The following is a 20454-nucleotide window of genomic DNA, read 5'->3' as shown; positions in this document are numbered from 1 at the left end:
AAGGAACATAAATCATGGCTGATCTTGTCATGGCGGCGGCCACCCCGCACAACCCACTTCTGTGGCGCAACATGCGTGAACCCATGCCCGACGACCTTGTTCGCGTCGACGCCAACTTCACGCTCATTCGTGACACGGTTCGAGAGCTCGGCGTCGATGTGCTGATTGTTCTTGGCACCGACCACGTGCGACAGTTTTATTACGACAACGCACCAGCGTTCATTATCGGCAAAGCCGACAGCTACCACGGCACGTTCGAAAACGAAGTGCGCACTTTTGGTATGGAGTACGCCGAACTCACGGGGCATCCGGAACTTGCAGCACACATTGCCGGTCGCGAAATTCTGCCCGACGAAATTGACTTCGCCGTTTCGCACGAATGGCGCCTCGACCACAGTTTTGTGCTGCCACTGCAATATGTGCGACCCGAGCTCGACCTGCCGATCGTGCCCATTCACGCCAACTCGATTCTGCCGCCGTTACCCTCGGCCAAGCGTTTCGCCGACCTCGGTTATTACCTGCGCAAAGCCGTCGAAACATGGGATTCGGATGCACGAGTAGGCCTGCTGACCTCGGGCCACATGGCCACCGACGTGGGAGGGCCCCGCACTTTTGCTGGCTCACCCGACCCGCAGTTCGACGCCGATGCTGTCGGCTGGATGCGCGACGGAGACCTCGACGCCGCGATTGCCGGATGCAGCTTTGACCGCGTCATGGCCGCCGGAAACGTCACCTACCAGTACGTCAACATCGTGTCGGCGCTCGCTGCGATGCAGGGCCGTCCTGCCGACCTTGCCGAGGCGACCGAATCGCGGTTTGCTTCGAGCCCGTTCTTCTTGTGGAGGAATGACCAATGAGCATTTATATGATCAACAAGTTCATGCGCCACGTTGAGATGAGCAACGCGCTGGTCAACGCCTATGTTGCCGACCCACCCGGCTTTGTTGAGGAGTGGCTACGCGGTGGCAGCGGACCGGATGCTGTGACGGATGACCGTGTGCTCACACCCGACGAGCGCACAGCCTTTGCCGAGCGCGACTACGGTGCCCTGTATGCACTCGGGGCGCACCCGTATTTGCTGTGGCACTTTACCGAGGCCATCTATGAGCACGAATACCGCGAAGGTTTCGGCTGGCGCGAGTTAGTCGAGCAGTATCGCGAACGAATTACACCGATTGGCGAGGTCAACACTATTCCGTGATCGCGGGATCGGTGATCAAGCTCGATGGCGTACTTGTTCGGTGTCTCGGGGGATGCATCGGATGAGGGTTCCATCGAAAGGACGCCCCGGGTCGTTATGACCCGGGGCTTTCCGATTGTGTGGGCACTGTGTGTTGTTTACTGCGACACGCGCGGGCTTTATGTGCTGCCATCGGTGCTTAGCCGCAGAACTTCAGGCGTGTCGGGCTTCGAGCAAAAAAAGGCTTGACTTTCCCCAGAGTTGTGCACATGCATCCGGATGCTTCACAACCTTCAAGATGCACTTTAAGTAGGTTTCTCTCCACAGGGTGGGGAAAACATAAACCCCAGGTCGCAAGCATAAATTAGAGGTGCACAAATACCTATCCACGGAGTTATCCCCAGGTGTTGTGCACAGACTCTCCCGAGTTGTTCGCAGTTTGTCCACAGAGTTATCCACAGGGCGTTTTGCGTGGATGCAGGTCGGCTCTTACCGTGAAGGAGCAGCGCAATGTCGGGGGTTCATGGTGTGCTGATGCTCGGGCATGTTTATGCCCGGCTTTGACGAATCACGGTTGACGAAAACCGGGTTCGGGAGGGAGGAACGTGTCGATCGCAGATATTTCAGAAGAACGGCTCGGATCGAGTCGGGGTCCTGAGCGCACGCCTCCGCACGATGTCATCGCTGAGCAGAGCACGCTCGGCGGAATGCTGCTTTCTTCTGATGCTGTCGCCGAAGTGATCGAGACGCTGCGCGGAAACGACTTTTATATCCCCAAGCATGAACTGATCTTTGACGCCGTACTCACGCTGTATTCGCACGGTGAACCGACCGATGTCGTTGCTGTTACCGATGAGCTCATCAAGACAGGTAATTTGCAGCGTGCTGGCGGTGCCGACTACTTACACTCGCTCACATCTATTGTTCCCACGGCCGCGAACGCTGGCTATTACGCCTCGATCGTTGCGGAGCGCGCCGTGCTGCGCAAGCTCGTCGACGCCGGAACCCGCATCGTACAAATGGGATACGACGGCCAGGGCGACGCCCTCGATCTGGTCAACACTGCCCAGGCCGAAATCTATGGCGTTACGGGCGGGCAAGAAACAGAAGACTATGTGCCGTTGACCGTTGCCGTCACAGCAGCTGTTGAAGAAATTGAAGCCGCAACGGGCCGCGACGGAGTCATGACCGGGGTGCCTACCGGATTTCGCGAGTTTGATGAGCTGACCAACGGCCTGCACGGCGGTCAAATGATTGTCGTGGCGGCGCGACCCGCTATGGGTAAGTCGACACTCGCGCTCGACTTTGCACGCTCGGCGGCCATCGACAACAACCTGCCCACCATCTTTTTCTCACTCGAAATGGGTAAAAGCGAGATCGCCATGCGGCTGTTGAGCGCCGAGGGTGCTGTTCCTCTGCAGAACATGCGAAAAGGCACGCTTGACCAGCGCGACTGGACAACCGTGGCCGCAACCCGCGGGCGCATTAACGACGCGCCCCTCTATATCGATGACAGCCCCAATATGACCCTGGTTGAAATCCGTGCGAAATGCCGACGCCTCAAGCAGCGCATCGGTTTGAAGATGGTGATCATCGACTACCTGCAGCTGATGACGAGCGGTAAACGCGTGGAATCACGACAGCAAGAGGTGTCGGAGTTCTCGCGTGCACTGAAACTTCTCGCTAAAGAACTGCAGGTGCCGGTGATTGCGCTGTCGCAGTTGAACCGTGGCCCCGAGCAGCGTAACGACAAAAAACCACAGGTGAGCGACCTGCGCGAATCGGGTTCGATCGAGCAAGACGCCGACATGGTTGTGCTGCTGCACCGCGACTCGGTCTACGACCGCGACGTACGCCCCGGCGAAGCCGACCTTATCGTCGCCAAGCACCGAAACGGCCCCACCGCCACCATCCAAGTAGCCTTCCAAGGCCACTTCTCGAGGTTTGCCGATATGGCGCCCTCGGGCGGCGACTTTGAATAGAGCAGGGTTCGTTCGAAATATTTGCTGAACTTCTCGCTCACCAGTCGTGAACGGTGCCGTCGAGTAGTCGGTTATAAGGCAAATATGCCTGCTCGTAGGGGTACTTGCCTGCTTCGTCCACGTTCAGTTCAACTCCCAGGCCAGGTTTGTCGCCCGGGTGCAGGTAGCCGTCGATCCACGTGAACGACTGCTCGAATACCTGATCGGTCTTCTGCCCATGCTTCATATATTCTTGGATGCCGAAATTATGGATGCTAAGACCTAAATGCATCGCGGCAGCCATACCGACAGGTGAGATATCGGTGGGGCCGTGCATGCCCGATTTGATCTGGTACATCGCCGCGTAGTCGAGCGTCTTCTTCAGTGGTGTGATGCCGCCCATATGAGTAACTGCGCCGCGCACATAGTCGATCAGTTGGTCGCGGATTATGTCCTTGAAGTCCCACACTGTGTTGAAGATCTCGCCAATGGCGAGAGGGGTCGTGGTGTGCTGTCGTACGAGCCGCAGAGCCTCTTGGTTTTCAGCAGGGGTGCAGTCTTCCAGCCAGAACAGGTCGTACGGCTCGAGGTCTTTGCCTAGCCGCGCCGCCTGAATCGGCGTCATCCGGTGGTGACCGTCATGCAGCAGAGGAATGTCGGGCCCGAACTCGTTGCGAACAGCCTCGAAAACTCCGGGTAAATGGTTCAGGTATGCCCGCGTGTCCCAGTCTTCCTCTACTGGCTTCGCGCCACGCCGCGCAGGCTCGTGATCGTACCGCACGGTAGCATCGCCGACATCGGCGCTCTGCGCCGCGATTCCGTAAATTGCCTTCAGTGTTGGCACGCCCGTCTGCACTCGGATTGCCTTGTAGCCCTGCTCCTGGTGCGCGCGAATCGAGTCGAATAGCTCTGGTAGTTCCTTGCCAGACGCGTGACCATAAGCCATGAGACCCTTACGCGACGCACCGCCGAGGAGCTGGTACACCGGCATCCCCGCTGCCTTACCCTTGATATCCCACAGCGCCATGTCCACCGCAGCAGAAGCAGCCATCGTCACCGGACCGCGGCGCCAGTACGCGGACCGATACAGAAATTGCCATGTATCTTCGATTTTGCTTGCATCGCTGCCGATCAGAAGAGGCACGACGTGTTCGGTCAGATACGCGACGACGGCAAGTTCGCGGCCGTTAAGCGTTGCGTCGCCGAGACCCGTGTGTCCCTCGTCAGTCGTTAGCTTCAACGTAACGAAGTTGCGATCGGGGCTGGTCACGATGACCTCAGCCTTTTCGATGATCATGAATCCTCCTTGGAACGGTGGGATGACGGGACGCCCTGCTCAGTCGTCGACAGAATAGGGTTTCTGGATAGTGGATACATCGCACAAGAACCGCCGAACGTCGCCTACGAAGCCAGGATGCGCCGCAAGTGTCGGTGAGACAAGTGTGATGAGCGATGAGACAGGGTCACCGGATGCCTCGGCGACAGCGACTGCGTCGGCTCGTGCGTCCTCAACACGATGGCCTTCTCGCAGCCAGGCGACCCATATCGCGAGAGCGCGCGCGCTCGCCGAGGCGTCCCGGCCTGCCGCAAGCGAGCGCTCGGCGACAGCCGCGAACCGGAACTGCACCTTCGTTGTCGCCTCGGCCGCGATCTGGGCGAGCCTGTGGACTATGCGCGGATTGGCGAAGCGTTCGATGAGCTGACGTCGATACTGCACGTGCTCTGTACCGTGGGGGAGGCATAAGACGGCTTCGGTCCAGAAGGCCTCGACGAGGGCGCGGCACTCTGAGTCGGTGATTGCTTCGGCGACCGTGCTGAGCCCGCGCTGCATACCCGCGAACGTGAGAAGGCTATGAGCACCATTGAGCAGCCACAACTTACGGTTCTCCCATGGCTCAATGTCGTCAACGAATCGGGCCCCGGCGCTCTCCCAGCCAGGCCTTCCCGCAGGGAAATCGCCCGCGAGTACCCAATCCGAGAAGGGCTCGGTGATCACCGTCAGCTCGTCGAGCCAGCCGGCACTTGACACAATGTCCGGAGTTTCGTCGGTGTGAGGAGTGATGCGGTCGACTGATGTGCTCACGAACGACACGTTTGCAGTAATCCATGCGGCGAGATCGGGGTCGACCTGCTCGGCGAATTCAACGACTCCTCGCGCGACGAATGCACCATTGCTCGGGATGTTGTCGCAGGGAACCACGGCGATCGGCCCGCCACCGGCGTTACATCGCGCACGAAGGGCGCTGGTCAATCGCCCGAGCACTGTCAATGATGCTGATGCACCGGCACGTAGCGCATCGAGGTCAGCCCGCACATCAACGTTGTCGAGGTCGGGTAATCCGGCCGTGTTGAGCCGGTAGCCGCTCTCGGTCACCGTGAGGGTAACGACGGCAACCTGAGGGTCGCGCGCGAAGGTCTCAAGACGCTCGATATTCTGCCCCGCGACAGCTTCTGTGACGCTCCCGACCACCTCGAGCCGATCGTTTTCCGGACCACGTTCAACCAGTGTAAAAAGTCCGTCCTGATGATTGAGGGCTTCGGCGCTGGCAACGCTACGACCCGTGAACGCTGCGATGCCCCATTCGGCTGCATCATGAGCGTGGGCGGTGTACCAGGCCTGGTGAGCGCGAAAAAAGTGCCCAAGTCCCAAATGGATTATTCGCACAGGAGCCGGGTGGGGAACGGTGCCGGCGACACGTCGGGCGAACTCAGTACGGCTGAGACGAGCAGGAATCATAGTTTGAAGACCTCTCGCGGGATTGTGTCGACGAGGTCGCGGGCGATCCGTCGCGCGGTTGGCAGACTGACCCGTTCTTCGGCAACGAGCCGGGCGAGGAACACGGCATCCGACCGACGCGCCGCATCGTGCCGCGCGGGAATCGAAAGAAAAGCGCGAGTGTCATCAATGAAGCCGCTCGACCGGTAGAAACCGGCGGTCTCGGTGACGGCAGATCGCCAGCGCTGGATTGCATCCGGAGCATCGAGAAACCACCATGGCGCGCCGATGAATACGCTCGGGTAGAAGCCAGCAAGCGGGGCTATCTCACGCGAGTACACTGTCTCATCCACCGCAAACAGAACCAGGTGGAACGAAGGGGATGTGCCGAAAGCGTTCAACAGCGCGTGAAGGTTTCGAGTGTATTCGGTGCGCACCGGAATGTCATGTCCCGTGTCTGGTCCGAACCGCTCGAATGTCGGCCGATGGTGGTTGCGGTAAACACCAGGATGCACCGTCATGACCAGTCCATCTGAAACACTCATGCGAGCCATCTGGAACAGCATGTGGCCGCGGAAGAGTCGAGTAGCAGAGGAGTCTGCAGTCCCTGCCATTGCCGCACGAAACAGCTGCTCAGCCGTGGCCCGATCTAGTTCTGCTGTAAACGGCTCGACGACGCCGTGATCGGTCGAAACTGCGCCGTGATCGATGAAGTACTCCCGCCGCTCCTGTAACGCTTCGAGGTATCCGTCGAACGTCGTCGGCTTGCTCGTAGTTGAGAGCAGGCGTCCGACCCGGTCGGAGAAGCCAGGTGCCTCCGGGTCGAGGTACGCGTCGGGCCGAAAGGTGGGAAGCACTCGTCCACGAAACGCCGGATCGGCGGCGAGGCGTGCATGCGGTGCCAGATCATCTAAGGGGTCGTCTGTTGTGGCGAGCACATCGATACGGAACCTGTCAAAGAGAGCTCGGGGCCGAAAGTCTGGCTTGCCCAAGGCCGACGCTATGCGGTCGTAGATGCGGTCGGCTGTCTCAGCCGAGAGCTCTTCGTCGACATCGAAGAGCGATGAGAGCTCGTGGCTGAGCCAATAACCGCTTGCGGTACCGGCGAAGCGATGCCAATTAACCGCGAGAATACGCCACGCCTCACGTGGGTCAACGACGCAATCGGCGTCGAGGCCGAGGTCGCTAAGCGAGACTCCACTTGCGTGAAGGAGACGTGTCACGTAGTGGTCGTGCGTGAGAAACAACTCTGCGGGATCGTGAAATGGGATGTTGTCCGCAAGCAGTCGCGGATCGACATGCCCGTGCGGCGAGATGATGGGGGCATCGGCAACTTCAGCATGTAGTTCGGCCGCGAGCTCGCGCACCCGTTCATTCGGCGGAAAGAGCTGGTTACCCACGGGTGAAATTGTCATTTTGAGATCAGATTAAGCCGTGCGTTTAGGGTCGCGATCTGCTCCATGGGAATTTCACCGGCCTGCGTGAGGAGTTGTTTGACGCTCATGCGATCCACGATCGCCTGCATTGCGGGCGGAATCTCGACGCCGCGACCGACCTCACCGCGGCTTGTCGCGACCGCCTCGAGCACCGACATGATTACACGTGCCCCCTCGTCCGACTGCTTGATGTCGGCAAGGGAATCGTGGATTGAGAAGAAACCTTCCGGCGTAGGCAGTGGCGCGGCATCGAACCAGTTCGCGATTGTCGAGGTGGGCATGATGGAAGTTTCGGGTGCCTCGTCTACTTTGATCAGAGCGATGGTGTCGCTCGTCTGGCCGGCTCGCGCCGTGATCTCGTGCTCACCCGTCAGCGGCACTTCGAACCGGAACGCTCGGGCACCCGACACCGTGTCGACCTCTGTGCCATCGACAAACAGTGTGACCTCGGCCTGGTTGGAATACACGACCACTTCGGTGACGTCTTCCGCTCGCTCCCGGCGTCGCCGGCCGGCCACATGCACAAAAGGCTCGGTCGCCCAGGCTGCCTTGTAGACGTAGAACGCGTCTTTTTTCAGCGAGCGGTCGAACGAAACAAGACCCTTTTGGTTTCGTCCGGCTACGCCGCCCTCGTCGCGTCCCGCTGATCCAAAGTCGGCGAGGTTCCACACATGCGTAGCCCAGAGCCATGGTCGCTCGTCAATCATGGTGACCATGTGCTCGTGGTAGAGCGCTTGATAACTCTCGGTGTAGTCGCCCTTGGCAGGATCAGCGGACTGATACTGCGGATTGGCATCAGCGCCATACTCCGAGAGGCCGATCACGACCTCAGGATAGGCCGCATGGAAGTCATCGAGCCAGGTGTCATTGTCGGGAGTTTCGCCCACATACCAACCGAAGTAGAGGTTGTACGACATGACGTCAGGCAGAGTAACGAGCGGGTGGTCGGTCTCGAGAAGAAACAGGTTCGCCATGGCGGTCAAACGCGTCGGGTCGAGACGGTGAGCGAGATCATTAAGGTCGCGGTGAGCAGCCACTACATCGTCACCGGCCCCGGCCAGAGTGATCTCGTTAGAGAGGCCCCAGCAGACGATGCTTGCGTGGTGGCGGTTTTGAATGATCAACTCGGTGAGCTGATTGCGGGCGTTGTCGACGGCACCGGGAAGGAACACGGTGATCTGAGGAATCTCAGCCCAGACGACGAGTCCGACTTCATCGCACAGGTCATAGAACCGCTGGTCGTGCTGGTAATGCGCGAGGCGCACTGTTGTGGCTCCGATCTCGCGAATGAGTGCGAGATCGATCTGCCTGATCTCCTCGTTGATCGCGTTGCCGACGCCCTCGAAGTCTTGGTGACGCGAGACTCCACGTAGCGGATACTCTTCGCCGTTGAGCAGGAAGCCACGCTGTGGATCGACCGCGAATTCGCGGCATCCGAACCGCAGCTCGACCGTGTCGACCACGTTCTCGCCGTCGAGCAGCTCGGCGCGGGCTGTATAAAGGTGTGGGTCGCGTAGACCATGCCAGCGGCGCACCTGTGCGATCGTCACCGTGGCGGCGGCATCACCCGCACGGACGGGCACTATGGTTGAGCCTTCACCGTCAACGGTGAACCGCACAAACGCCGTCTCTGCCATCGCACCCACAACGTTCGCGGTCAGCGAGACCTCAGCGCGGTCAGCAATGAGTGTCGGATTCACGGTGAGTCCGGGGCCACCGTAATTGTCGAGGGCGAAGTGGGTAGAGGCGACGCTTATTTGCCGCACTTCACGGTAGATGCCACCGTAGAACGTAAAATCGGCCTGCTGCGGGTAGACGGTCTGGTTTGCCGAATTGTCAACCACGACTACGAGAGTGCCTGCGCCTTCGACCAGGTGCGTGGTGAGATTGACGCGGAACGTGGAGTACCCGCCGTCATGGCGTGCAATCAGTTGCCCATTGATGAAAACCTCGGCTGACGAGTTCACGCCAGCAAATTCAACCCAAGTCTCTGCGGCACCCTCCTCAGCGATCACTCGCCGGGCATAGGTAGAGCGGCCGCGGCGGTAGTCACTACCGGCTTGCCCGTCGACAGCATTCCATGTGTGTGGCAACGTCACGGTTGACCCGGCGGTGCGCACCTCATCCCAGCTCGCGTGGGGTAATGCCAGAGGGGCGTATACCCAGTCGTCGAGGAGGGGCGTGACCCGGCGGGGGGAAGAGTCGGGAGGTTGTGTCATTGTGTGGTCTCCTTCGGCGCACAGCGCACCGGCATGGATGCCGGGCTTATTCCAGATTAGAGTCACCACGACACCGGTGATAGAACTAGTAAAGCGAGAGCAGTAATTATTGCGCATGAACATCTCGCGAACGGAGACGTCGACTATGGCTACGACGAGTCGCCCCAACGGGCTTGAGATGGTTATTGAGGTGCTCGGGCAGGTGCTGAGCTCACCCGTCACGGTTACGTCCAACATCTCCGGGGCGCTCACCGACTTTCAAGCCGCACACTGTCTCGACCCGCAGATACAACCCGCCTTCACTGCAGCTGCTCTGCGCATGTTTGTCCATGCGATGCCCGAAAAGATCATCCATGAAATTGAAGAACCCCTCGGAATGGCGGTGGCTCTTGCTCGCTGGGACGATCGGATGCTTCTTATCGGACCGTATACCCACGAGCAGATGTATCCGGGAACTGCCGAGGAGGTAATGAGTCGACTTTCGATTCCGACCGCTTACCTGTCGCTTTATAAGCTGTACCGCACCCGATACGCGATCGTTGACGCCGAATACGTGCACCGTAGTGCCGCTGCATTGCTGAGTGCGGCCGGTAGTGAAGACGCTGTCGGTGCGCTTCAGCGGGTGAAGGCGGATGGTGGAACGATTACGCCGGGCTCGGGCGATGCGCTGCAGTCAGCGTCATTCGCGGTTATCGAGGAACGCTATCGCTACGAACAGGACTTCATGGACGCCGTCGCCGACGGTGCCACCGATCGGGCGCTCACTGCGCTCCAGAGTCTCTCGGGGGTGCCGCGGGTTAGCGGCTACCTTAACACGCCGTTCCTCGGGGCGACGATCCTCCGAATCATGGCGCGGGTGGCGGCGCAGCGAGGAGGTTTGCCGCCGGTGACGATCGATGCGATCTCGCAGGAATACACTCAACGCCTGCATCGGGTGGGGCACACAACCGACTCTCGTCGCACCCTCGGCTTCATCGCGCAGATGGTTACGGACTTTTGCGAGGCCGTCAGCCGCCATCGCCAGCGCGGCTATCCTCCGCTAGTGCGGCGTGTGGCCGACGAGATTGATCTGCATCTGAGTAACCATCCGTCAACCGCCGAGCTCGCCGACCGCCTGGGGGTGTCGACGTCTACACTTGCACGACGCTTCAAAGAGGCAACCGGCACCACGGTCGCCGGATACGTCGCTCAGCGGCGCACCGAGCGCGCAACCCAGCTGCTGGCTACGACTACGCAGAGCGTACGCGACATTGCGTCGTTCGTCGGTTACGACGACGCCAACTATTTTGTGAAGGTTTTCCGCGCAGAGTATGGCATGACACCGACTGCCTACCGCGATCTGCACGCACGATGATCAGGGCCGCGAAGCCTGGCGTGCTCACGCCTACCCCCGCGGCCCTGACCTGCAGACCGATCGTTGTTAGACCACCTGCGCCGGATCATCCGCCTCCAGTTCAGCCTTACGGCTTGCCACACGCTTTTGCACCTCGATCATCTCGACGCGGTTCAGCTTGTAGCCGTGCATGGCGATCAGTGTGCAGACCCAGCCTAGGATTGGCAGACCGAAGAAGAGCAGCATCGTCATCAGGAGAATGGCGGTGTTCGGGTTGTCTGTCGGCTGGGGCATGACAGCAGAGAAACCGATCAGCGCGACGGCCCCCAGAGCAAGGGTGGAACCCAGCGAAGAAATGATCTGGTCGACGAAGTTGTAGGTTGCTGTGACAGTCGCGGGAAGAAACTTACCCGATCGGTCGAGCTCGTAATCAATGACGTCGGCACGCATCGCACCCGCCGCAACTGTGACGACCATCGAAGCGCCGTTGAGGAGCAGATATACGACGAAGAACACGATCGTGAGAGGCAGGCTACCCAGTACTGACCTCATATCTACGACTAAACAGAACGCGGCAAGAGCGATGGCGAGGATAATGCAGATCCATGTCCACGTCACGGTCGCGGCCTTCGACCCGTGCTTGCCCGTGTATCGCGCACCGAAGATTGCAAACACGATGCCGGGAAGGATGGCGACCATGCTGAGTACTGTTCCCAACTGCATATTGCCGAGCAAGATGCCCCACATCAGAGTTCCGATCACGGCTTGCGACTTCACCACCTGCGCGAGCTTGTCCGAGGCGCCGCTGATGAGATACCGCAGGAACTCACCGTTATGGACGAGTACATTCCACATGTCGCGGACGGAGACCTCGGCATCGGCCTTCGTCGCCGAGAGGTGCACGAAACTCTCTGGCTTATCGACGCGCGCAACGCCGATGCAGGCGAGGATTTGGAAGATGAAGGAGCATGCCACGTATGTGATGGCGGTCTCGCTGAGCATCGCGACCGTGAACTCATTGCCGTGACGTGGGAGAAAGACGACGGTCGAGATGATGGTGAAGATCGACGGGATCAGATAGGCATAGACCGTTGCCCATACCTGGACGGTCGGCCGCTGGCGGGGGTCATTCGTAAGCACTGGTGCCGACATCTGGCCCGCGATGTCATTCAGCGAGGAGCCAATGATGTACACGAGGTACATGGCGATGAAGAACACGACACCGAGGCCAGTGCTTGACCCCCAAACGAACAACATGAGGATAGCCAGTGACCGGATTGCCCAGCCGGTGAGCATAAAGAATCGCAGTTTGCCGAACCGGAAACGTACCTTTTCAATGACGACACCAATGATCGGGTCGATCAGGCCGTCGAATACGCGCGTCACTGTCAGGATGACACCGGCCACGGCCACAGCGATGCCGTAGCCTGCGTTCTGCAGGTAACTCATCAGGCCGACGAGTACATAGAAGATCATTGCCGAGCCGTTGTTCAGCTGAGAGAAGGCGATCTCCCACGTGCGGGCACGACGATAAGCGACGCCGTCGACATCACTCGCTGAAAGTTTCGGGTTACGCGCCATCGCGTTTCACACTCCTTTGGGGATACTCTCATGACCAAAAAACGGGAGGCGATCCACGTTGCACGTCAGAGATAACCGCAACTCTAAGCCGAAGCAGCGAGTGTGGCATAGAAGCAAATAGTCGCAAATAGTAAAGATTTGGCATGTATGTCGCGCTGCTCGACAGATGACAGCGGCAGAGAAGTTAGGGCAGCATCCGGCGCAATACTTCGGCACTTACCTCGGCGCTGCGTAGCGGTGAGCCGTCGATCCAGTTCTTGTGCGTTTCGAGCACGACAGCATCGACACCCAGAGAGGCGGCGCGCGCGATTATTGCGTCGACAGCCAGATTGCCAGTGCCTAACTCGACACTATCGACCTTGATGATCGGCGTCATGGTCGGGCCGTTGACACGCGAGCCGCGATCGGTGATGTGGAGCAACTGAACGCGCTCGCCGAGTGAGTCGAGCAAGCGCAGCGGATCAGCACCCGCTGTGGCCGCCCAGAAGCAGTCGAGCTCGAATCCGACCACATCGGGTTCCGTCTGATCGGCAATTGTGTCAAGTGCGGTGCATGCCGAGCCCAAGCGCCGGAACTCGGCGGTGTGATTATGGTAAAGCAGGCGGATGCCTTCGTCGGCGAGAGTCCGGCCAGCAGCATTCAGTCGCTGAGCTAGCTGCATGACAGCGCTCGGGTCGCCGTAGTCGAACCGATACATGCCGGTTACTACGACCGTGTTGGTGTCGAGGTTGGCTGTCCGCGCGACCACCGCTGCCATATCTGATTCGATGCTGCCGAGATCTTCGTGCAGCGCGACGACCGATAACCCCGAGTCTGCGACCAGCCGGGGCCAGTCCAGCCGCCCACCGGATCCGACTGGCATGCCGACCACTTTCGTGAGTGCGCGCACAAAGAACGGGGTTGGCCGGGTCATGAAACCGTTGAGCTCGATCCCCTCAAACCCAGCAGCAACCAGGCGCGCAAGCGTGTCACGTGCCTGGTTGTGGGTGGAAGTGACCGTTCCGATTTGGATCTGCTGAATCGCGCGTAGTGGACGCGGAGTGCCATGCATGCGAGTCAGAGCGTCTCGCCAGCGTCGGCCATGAGCGTGGTGCCCGTCATGATCATAGAGAGGTCGCTGGCCGCGAAAAGTACGACTCGGGCGATATCGTCGGGGGTTCCGATGCGCCCGATCATGCTCGTGTTCATGACGTCGAGCGAAGGTAATTCGACGCCGGCCTCAGCGGCCGCGTCAGCGCCTGCCTTTGCCGCGGCGAGGTTGCCCTCGGTCGGCACGAAGCTGGGCGCTACGCCCAACACGCGGATGCCAAGCGGCGCTAAGTCGACAGCAAGAGACTTCGTCATACCGAGCGCAGCGTGCTTCGAGCCGACGTAGGCAGCCATGCCGGGGAATGCCACGTGTACTCCCGCGGTAGAAATGATGTTTATGATGACCCCGCCCGAACCGTTCGCCGACATACGACGGGCGGCCTCTCGAGCTCCGAGGAAGACTCCGCGTGCATTGACGGCAAACGTGGCATCCCACATCTCGTCGGGCATTATCGTCGCAGGAGCGTTGGGGAAGATCCCCGCGTTGTTTACCCAGACGTCGATGCCTCCGAAGTGGGAGACGGCCAAGTCGGCCGCGTTGATGACGGATGCTGAGTCGGTGACGTCGGTGCGCGCGCCTATGACGCGCACACCGTGACGCTGAGCGATTTCTAAGGCCGTCGCTTCGACGGCGTCTTCGTTGAGATCAATGAGTAGCAGGTCTGCGCCGGCTTCAGCCATGCGCGATGCAATCGCTTTACCCAGGCCCTGCGCCGCCCCGGTGACAACGGCGCGCCGCCCCGCGAGCGACAGCAGATCAGATAGCGAGTGGTCTGAGACATCGGGAAAGGGGAATGACATGAGTAGGTCCTATTCGATCGGGCAGAGGGGTGAAGCAGGGTTACGCTCACCCGAGCAACGAGCTCATCTGCTTCGCGATGAGCATGGTCGCGCGCTTGGGTCTGAGCCGAGACAGGCGATCCATCAACGCAGCATCGCCGCCGATAGTCGCCCGGTACTTGCCCTTGATCACCGCGTCAATGATTACGGAGGCAGCTTTGGCAGGAGACGTGGTTTTATAGGCCGGCGCATTCTTCGACCCGCTCGACAGGGCAACACCAGAGTTTGTGGCGATGTCTGTACCGATCGCCCCAGGGAAGATCACCGAAACCGCAACCGGTGTGCCGAGTAGTTCGGCGTACAGTGCCTCACTCAGTACTTTTACTGCGGCCTTCGAGGCTCCATAAACCGCCTGCCCGGGCACGGGCGCGTAGGCACCCATGCTTGCAACATTTACCAGCGCCGCGGCGGGACGAGTTTTTAGTACTGGCAGGAATGTCTTGACCATGTTCATGGTGCCCCAGAAGTTGACGTTCATCACCTTCTCTATCTCTGAGTACGGCAGATCGTCGACCTTCACAAACTTCTGGATAACACCCGCGACGTTGATGAGAGCATCGGCCGGGCCGTGGGCTGTGGCGACAGCATCGGGGAGTGTCTCGACTGCGTCACGGTCTGTGATGTTCACGAGGTGAGTCGAGAACCGGTCACTCGCGGCTGCGAGCACAGATGTCTTTTCGAGCCCTTCGGCATTGAGGTCGACGCCAGCAACAGACGCCCCGGCGGCGAGGAGTTGCAGCGTTACCTCTCTACCGATGCCGTTGCCCGCGCCGGTGACAACAAACGTTTGTCCTGAAATCTTCACGGGACTTAGCTTTCCTTTACCAACCCGTTGCGGCGAGCGACCTCACCCAGCCATTCGAGGCTTGGCTTCGGGGTGCGTACGAACGTCTCACGATCGACGGCGATGAGACCGAACGTGGGCTCCCAGTGGCCCCACTCGAAGTTGTCGAGGAGCGACCAGTGCAAGTACCCACGAACATCGATGCCGTCGGCAATTGTGCCAAGCAAGCCTTCGAGTGCTGCTGAGGTGTAGCGGATGCGCTGCGTGTCGTCGGCGGTCGCGATGCCATTTTCAGTAATAAGGATGGGAGTGTGCTCGCTGACCTCCCACGCGTGACGCACGGCCATCGCGAGTGAGTCAGGTCGAAATGACGTACCGACGAGAGTGGTGTCGGGGCCTGCCGGGTGCGGCACGAGTCCGTTTGCGTCAACTTCTTGCGAACTGTATGCCTGCACGCCGACGAAGTCGTCGCCGCGGCTGCCCTCCCAATAGACGTCTTCTTTGCCGTAACGAATTTCGAGCAGCTTCTCTTCGCCTCCCGGAGCTGCGGTCAGAGCACCTGCGGCGATAGTCCAGCCGACCTTCGCATTCGTGCGCGCGCGCACAATCTCGCGTGCTGCGTGGTGAATGCGCGTGAACATGCGGCCAATTTCAGGGTCAGCGTAGGTAAGAAACTCGCTGTGGGTCTGCTTCTTCTCGCCGTCGGCCTCGACCGTGGGACTCGTCCACTCACCGTTCGAGGCAGAGAGGTGGCGCATCGCGGTCATGATCGCGGCCTGCATATTGGGCTCGTTCATGGTCGCGACCCACTCGACGCCGTCGAGGATCGTGCATGCCTGCTCAACGAATGCGCAGAACAAGTCCTGCGCTTCGGGGCTGTCCCACCCGCCGAGGGCGGCAAACCACTGTGGGGTAGTGAAGTGCTGCAGAGTGACCACGGGTGTTATTCCCCGCTCGAAGCAAAACTCGATCATGCGGCGGTAGTGGGCGAGTTCGGCCTTGGAGAAGTAACCGCGCACCGGCTCAATTCGTGACCATTCCAGGCTAAATCGGTATGAGGTGAGACCCGCATCAGCGAGTAGCTGGATGTCTTCGCGGTAGCGGTGATAGCTGTCGACGGCGTCGCCGGACAATTCCATTCCGGGCATAATCTGCTCGCGCGCCCACCAGTCACTGTTGACGTTGCCGCCTTCAATTTGGTGGCCGGCAGTGGCTGCTCCCCAGATGAAGCCTTCGGGAAATGTAGTCATGTTGTTCTCTCTTTCGCGTTGATGCGCGTCACCGGGTGGTGACGGCGGTGTGGATGGATGCTGGTAGTTCGGCGCTCTTGTTGAACCTGCCTGGTCCGGTCAGGTACGTGTCACCGCCGGGAAAAACAATGCGCGCAGTTGTACCTGAGGGGATGTCAGCGACGATACGGATGCTGGTGCCTTCGACGCGCCACTCGACCTCGATCTCCCCCTGAGGGCCGTGATGTTTACCTCGGGCCCATGTCATGCCGGGTGCAGGCAGCGGGGCGACCACGACCTTTTCCCACGCGATCGAGTCGGTTTCCTGCCGGAGTCCGAGCGTATGGGTATGCAGGAAACGGATGACGGCACCTTTGCTGTAATGGTTCAGCGAAGCATGGGCATCGCCGTTCTCATCGATTCCCTCCCAGTCTTCCCAGATTGTCGTTGCACCACGGTCGACCATGTACATCCATGACGGGGCGGTGCGCTGGGCGAGTAAGGCATACGCGACATCGGCGTGGCCCGTGTCTGCTAGCACCGGAAGCAGATCACCCGTCGCAAGAAAACCGGTAGAAAGATGCATCTTTCGGTCTCGGATCAGCTCAATGAGGCGGTCCGCTGCGGCAGTGCGAAGTTCGGCAGGAACGAGTTCGAACGACAGTGCACGTACGTAGGCGGCTTGGGTGTCGGTCACTGTGGTGCCGTCATTGTTCAGGTATGCCTGGCGCCATGCATCGGCGACTTTTTGGGCAGTTTCGGTATAGCGCGCAGCATCCGGTTCTCGTCCGATGATTTCAGCGATCCGCGCGAGCGTCGCCGTCGAGCGGTAAAGGTAGGCCGTGCCGACTTCACCTTTATCGGCCATGAACCAGACCATGGGGTTGTGCTTGATGGGATCGATGCGGTTGCCGTCGGAATCCCTCTCGAGTGGTTCGGTCCATTCACCCCAGTGAAACGTGCCGTCCCACAGATACTGTTCGAACGGTTCGGGTTCGGGTGAAGCCTGAACACGCGCATGGTGTCGAGTTGTGCGAGCCTTCTCGAGGGCCCACTCCACCCAGCGCACCATGGCGTCATAGTTTTCCTCAAGCACTAAGCGGTCGCCATACGACACATACATTTCCCACGGCACGGCAACGATCGCATCGCCCCAGCCCGCAGAACCGGTCATCATGGCGAACTGATCGTCGAGATTGTGTTTGATTCGGCGCCCATCGGGCGAAAAATTCGCAACACGGCCGTCGTCGAGTTGGTCATCGCGCACCGACTGCAGCCATTTACGGCTAAATCCAAGCACGTCGTAGAGGCGCGTCGCTGTCGGTGCAAACACCTGGTAGTCCCCGGTCCATGCGAGGCGTTCGCGCGTTGGACAGTCGGTGGGAACGTCAACGGCATTGCCACGAAAGCTCCAGTCAGCGATCTCGTGTAGGCGGTTGACTTGCTCGTCGCTGCTCTCGAATGAGCCGGTCCGTTTCAGGTCGCTATGCACGATCTGCATGGTTACGGATGCTGCGTCTACGGTCGCGCCGGTGCGTGTGATGCGGGCGTATCGAAAACCGTGCACCGTGTGGCGAGGCTCGAATACCTCGTCCGAGGCACCAGCCACGACTTCGTCGCGCTGGACAAACTCTTTACGACCCTCAGGGCGCTCAGAGTCGAGATGGCTCGTTGATAGGTTGCCGGATGCATCCACGAACTCGCCGTACTCGATTACCGTACGCGTACCCGGGGCACCCAGATCGGTGAGGCGCACCCATCCCGAAGCATTCTGGCCGAAGTCGACAACGGTGACGCCCTCGGCGACTCTATTGACGGTGACAGGGGAGCGTGATTCGAGAACGCGCACGGGCGGAGCCGGTGACCAGGAGATCGCGGGTGCGTTAGTGATCATGCCGGTGTGTGCCGCGATTGGGTCGGCGAGGACTGCAGAGAAGTCAATTGTTTGGCCCGCCATGAGGTCGGCGCGGGTCGTTGTCGATGGCGCACTCATCCAACTGTCGTCCGTGACGATTACCTGTGTGGTGCCGTTGGCGAGCCGTACGTGCAGTTCTGCACGTACGCCCAGTGTGGTTCCCCACCCTGCCGGTAACCGGAAGGCACCGACTTGGCCGCGGTACCAGCCATCTGACAATTCGAATTCAAGTCGGTTCGTTCCGGTTTCGAGGAGTGCGGTGACGTCGTGCGCCTGGGCATAGAGCGTCCGGTCGTAGGAGGTTGATCCGGGCGCGAGCTCGTCACTGCCCACACGTGATCCGTTCACCGCCACTGTGTAGATGCCGAGCGCCGTCGCATATAGTCGCGCCGAAATGATTCCCTCCGGAAGGTCGAATGCTCGCGTCAGCAGGTGAGCGGGACGCTCACCGTATCCGGGATCAACTGTTTCAACAGGAGAGATCCATTCCGCTGTCCAATCGGCATCGAGCAGGCCTGCCTCAAACACGGCTGGCTGTGACCATGAAGCATTTGCTTCTGCCTGCCGCACACGCCAGGTCACACTGCTGCAGCTTTGCAGTGGGTCAAATGGCCACGGTACGAAACGGTGTCCGGTGACTTCTTTCGTCATAGGTCGCGCGCCGTTGATCGATACCTCGATCACGTGGCGGTCGGAGCCGTTGCTCGTGAACGACAGGCGGGGGTGCGCGCCGGTGACAGGAAAATCGTCTCCGCCACTGTCTACGGATAGGCCGCGAGGGTTCTGGTGCGACATGGTGAGCGTGCCTTTCTTCAACGAACTGACTTGACTTTTAGCAGGATGATGAGCCCGCCAATAAGGGCGAAGAGTGCACCCGTAAGGTAGAGCAGCGTGTAGTTCTTTACGTCGCCGACGGCACCGATCGTGATCACGACACCGGCGATGATCGGAGCAATAGCGCTCGGGATTTTCTGCGCGAACTGGATCACGGCCATGTATCGACCTGCCTGGCTGCGCTCGGGGATGATCGCGTAGATGATCGCCTGGTCGACGGTCGAGAAAGCTGCGATGGCCAACTGCATCAGGAGAGCACCAAAAATGATCTGCGGAAGCGACCATGCGGTCGCCTGACAGGCAGAGCCAACGACGAATAGCAGTGCGGCGATCATGATGAACAGCCGACGACGCTGGAGCTTGTCGGAGAGAAAACCACCGACGAGCGCACCCGTAGCGGCAGCAAGCACGCCAATTATGCCGACGGTGGCAATGATGCCCGCGACCTCGCGCACCGGAAGATCGAGGCGCTGCGCATAGAAGAAGGTGCCAAAAGTTGTGTTGAAGTACAGACCAACAAAAAATAAGAAGCGGCCGCTCCAGTGCCAAGCAAAGTCGGGATACTTACGCATATTGAAGCCGTAGCTGGTGATGATGGTCTTGACGGTCACGTGACCGGCGTCATCACGATTGTTCGAGCTTCCCTCGGGCTTGATGATCGCGAATAGTATGAGCAATACCGCCCCGATACCGCCAGGGATGACGAAGATGAGCAGGGTGCTGGAAGACACCATATAGGCGACTCCGATGCCGAGCACGGGGGCGATTTGCGTCATTAGCCCTGTGAGTGCGGAAACTTTTCCGCGCTGGCTCTCAGGAACCCTGTCTGCCTGCAGTGTCTGGAGTGCAGCCCCTGTAATAGACCAACCGGTCATTCCGAATGCCCAACCGGAGCCGACAACCAGAAGATTTGGTGCCACGCTGATCGTGATGAGGCCAGCGAGGCCGACCACCGTACCTAGATAAAGGAAGGGTATTCGTCGTCCGAGTCGAGAACGTGTGCGGTCGCTCCAGATTCCGATAAGAGGACTCACGCCGAGATAAACGAGCTGCGCCGATCCGGTGACATAGCCCAATACTTCTTCGTTGCCGGGCGCAAGTTCGGTGATGCGTACTGCGATGCCGTATGACAGTGGGACCATCATGGCCATGGATGCGCCAAAGCTGGCAAGCATGAGCCAGAAAATGTAGCTTCGGCTCATCGGCTGTGGGTGCGCAGGTTCGAAGCCAGTGGAGGCTGCTGCCCCGTGGTCTTCCGTGAGATTGTTGGTCACCGTGATCCCTTTATCCCGTGATCCGATTTCGCTGCTGCGCTTTTTTGGGGGGCGAACGCACCC

Annotated in this window: 15 protein-coding genes; 4 read left to right on the top strand and 11 right to left on the bottom strand. The window is 59.8% G+C overall.

Annotated features, from left to right (window positions below):
* Window positions 1-14 precede the first annotated feature (14 nt).
* From ACQUSW_RS07890 to dnaB, 3 genes are all read left to right on the top strand, one after another.
* Window positions 15-857 (top strand): DODA-type extradiol aromatic ring-opening family dioxygenase, encoded by an 843-nt coding sequence (locus tag ACQUSW_RS07890; RefSeq protein ID WP_428931742.1) that lies wholly within the window; start codon window positions 15-17, stop codon window positions 855-857.
* Complete coding sequence (locus tag ACQUSW_RS07885) at window positions 854-1201, top strand: hypothetical protein (protein WP_428931741.1); 348 nt, start codon at window positions 854-856, stop codon at window positions 1199-1201. The genes ACQUSW_RS07890 and ACQUSW_RS07885 overlap by 4 nt, the downstream gene beginning before the upstream one ends.
* Before the next feature lie 584 nt (window positions 1202-1785).
* Entirely contained in the window at window positions 1786-3162 is a 1377-nt protein-coding gene (gene dnaB / locus ACQUSW_RS07880; RefSeq protein ID WP_428931740.1) for a replicative DNA helicase, read from the top strand.
* A gap of 37 nt (window positions 3163-3199) precedes the next feature.
* Here dnaB and manD read toward each other — a convergent pair whose 3' ends face one another.
* Genes manD through ACQUSW_RS07860 form a run of 4 tightly spaced genes read right to left on the bottom strand, consistent with a single transcriptional unit; the run spans window position 3200 to window position 9512 of the window.
* Window positions 3200-4438 (bottom strand): D-mannonate dehydratase ManD, encoded by a 1239-nt coding sequence (gene manD / locus ACQUSW_RS07875; protein WP_428931739.1) that lies wholly within the window; start codon window positions 4436-4438, stop codon window positions 3200-3202.
* Window positions 4439-4477: 39 nt separating this feature from the next.
* A complete protein-coding gene (locus tag ACQUSW_RS07870; protein WP_428931738.1) occupies window positions 4478-5878 on the bottom strand; it encodes a mannitol dehydrogenase family protein in 1401 nt (466 codons plus the stop codon).
* Window positions 5875-7272, bottom strand: coding sequence for a glucuronate isomerase (gene uxaC / locus ACQUSW_RS07865; RefSeq protein ID WP_428931737.1), 1398 nt, complete (start codon window positions 7270-7272; stop codon window positions 5875-5877). The genes ACQUSW_RS07870 and uxaC overlap by 4 nt, the downstream gene beginning before the upstream one ends.
* Window positions 7269-9512 carry a glycoside hydrolase family 2 protein gene (locus tag ACQUSW_RS07860; RefSeq protein WP_428931736.1) on the bottom strand — a complete coding sequence of 748 codons (2244 nt, stop codon included), beginning with the start codon at window positions 9510-9512 and terminating at the stop codon, window positions 7269-7271. Before ACQUSW_RS07860 ends, uxaC begins: the two co-directional genes overlap by 4 nt.
* Before the next feature lie 145 nt (window positions 9513-9657).
* Here ACQUSW_RS07860 and ACQUSW_RS07855 point away from each other — a divergent pair, with 145 nt between their 5' ends.
* The gene (locus ACQUSW_RS07855; protein WP_428931735.1) at window positions 9658-10866 is read left to right on the top strand and encodes a helix-turn-helix domain-containing protein; all 1209 of its coding nucleotides are present in this window, start codon (window positions 9658-9660) and stop codon (window positions 10864-10866) included.
* 66 nt (window positions 10867-10932) lie between these two features.
* Here ACQUSW_RS07855 and ACQUSW_RS07850 read toward each other — a convergent pair whose 3' ends face one another.
* The 7 genes from ACQUSW_RS07850 to ACQUSW_RS07820 form a co-directional block, all read right to left on the bottom strand.
* Window positions 10933-12426, bottom strand: coding sequence for an MFS transporter (locus ACQUSW_RS07850; RefSeq protein WP_428931734.1), 1494 nt, complete (start codon window positions 12424-12426; stop codon window positions 10933-10935).
* Between the two features lie 184 nt (window positions 12427-12610).
* The gene (locus ACQUSW_RS07845) at window positions 12611-13477 is read right to left on the bottom strand and encodes a sugar phosphate isomerase/epimerase family protein (RefSeq protein WP_428931733.1); all 867 of its coding nucleotides are present in this window, start codon (window positions 13475-13477) and stop codon (window positions 12611-12613) included.
* A gap of 5 nt (window positions 13478-13482) precedes the next feature.
* Complete coding sequence (locus ACQUSW_RS07840; RefSeq protein ID WP_428931732.1) at window positions 13483-14316, bottom strand: SDR family NAD(P)-dependent oxidoreductase; 834 nt, start codon at window positions 14314-14316, stop codon at window positions 13483-13485.
* Window positions 14317-14362: 46 nt separating this feature from the next.
* Window positions 14363-15160: an SDR family NAD(P)-dependent oxidoreductase gene (locus ACQUSW_RS07835; RefSeq protein ID WP_428931731.1), complete on the bottom strand. Its 798-nt coding sequence runs from the start codon at window positions 15158-15160 to the stop codon at window positions 14363-14365.
* A 5-nt stretch (window positions 15161-15165) separates the two neighbouring features.
* Window positions 15166-16389 (bottom strand): glycoside hydrolase family 1 protein, encoded by a 1224-nt coding sequence (locus tag ACQUSW_RS07830; RefSeq protein ID WP_428931730.1) that lies wholly within the window; start codon window positions 16387-16389, stop codon window positions 15166-15168.
* Window positions 16390-16417: 28 nt separating this feature from the next.
* On the bottom strand, window positions 16418-19078 hold the full coding sequence (locus ACQUSW_RS07825; protein WP_428931729.1) for an alpha-L-rhamnosidase: 2661 nt from the start codon (window positions 19076-19078) through the stop codon (window positions 16418-16420).
* Window positions 19079-19095: 17 nt separating this feature from the next.
* Window positions 19096-20391 (bottom strand): MFS transporter, encoded by a 1296-nt coding sequence (locus tag ACQUSW_RS07820; protein ID WP_428931728.1) that lies wholly within the window; start codon window positions 20389-20391, stop codon window positions 19096-19098.
* Between the last annotated feature and the right edge of the window lie 63 nt (window positions 20392-20454).

The sequence above is a fragment of the Microbacterium luticellae genome (assembly GCF_050408645.1).
Classification (GTDB): Bacteria; Actinomycetota; Actinomycetes; order Actinomycetales; family Microbacteriaceae; genus Microbacterium.
The sequence above is the reverse complement of the archived record's forward strand: the minus strand, read 5'-3'. Positions and strand labels throughout refer to the sequence as shown.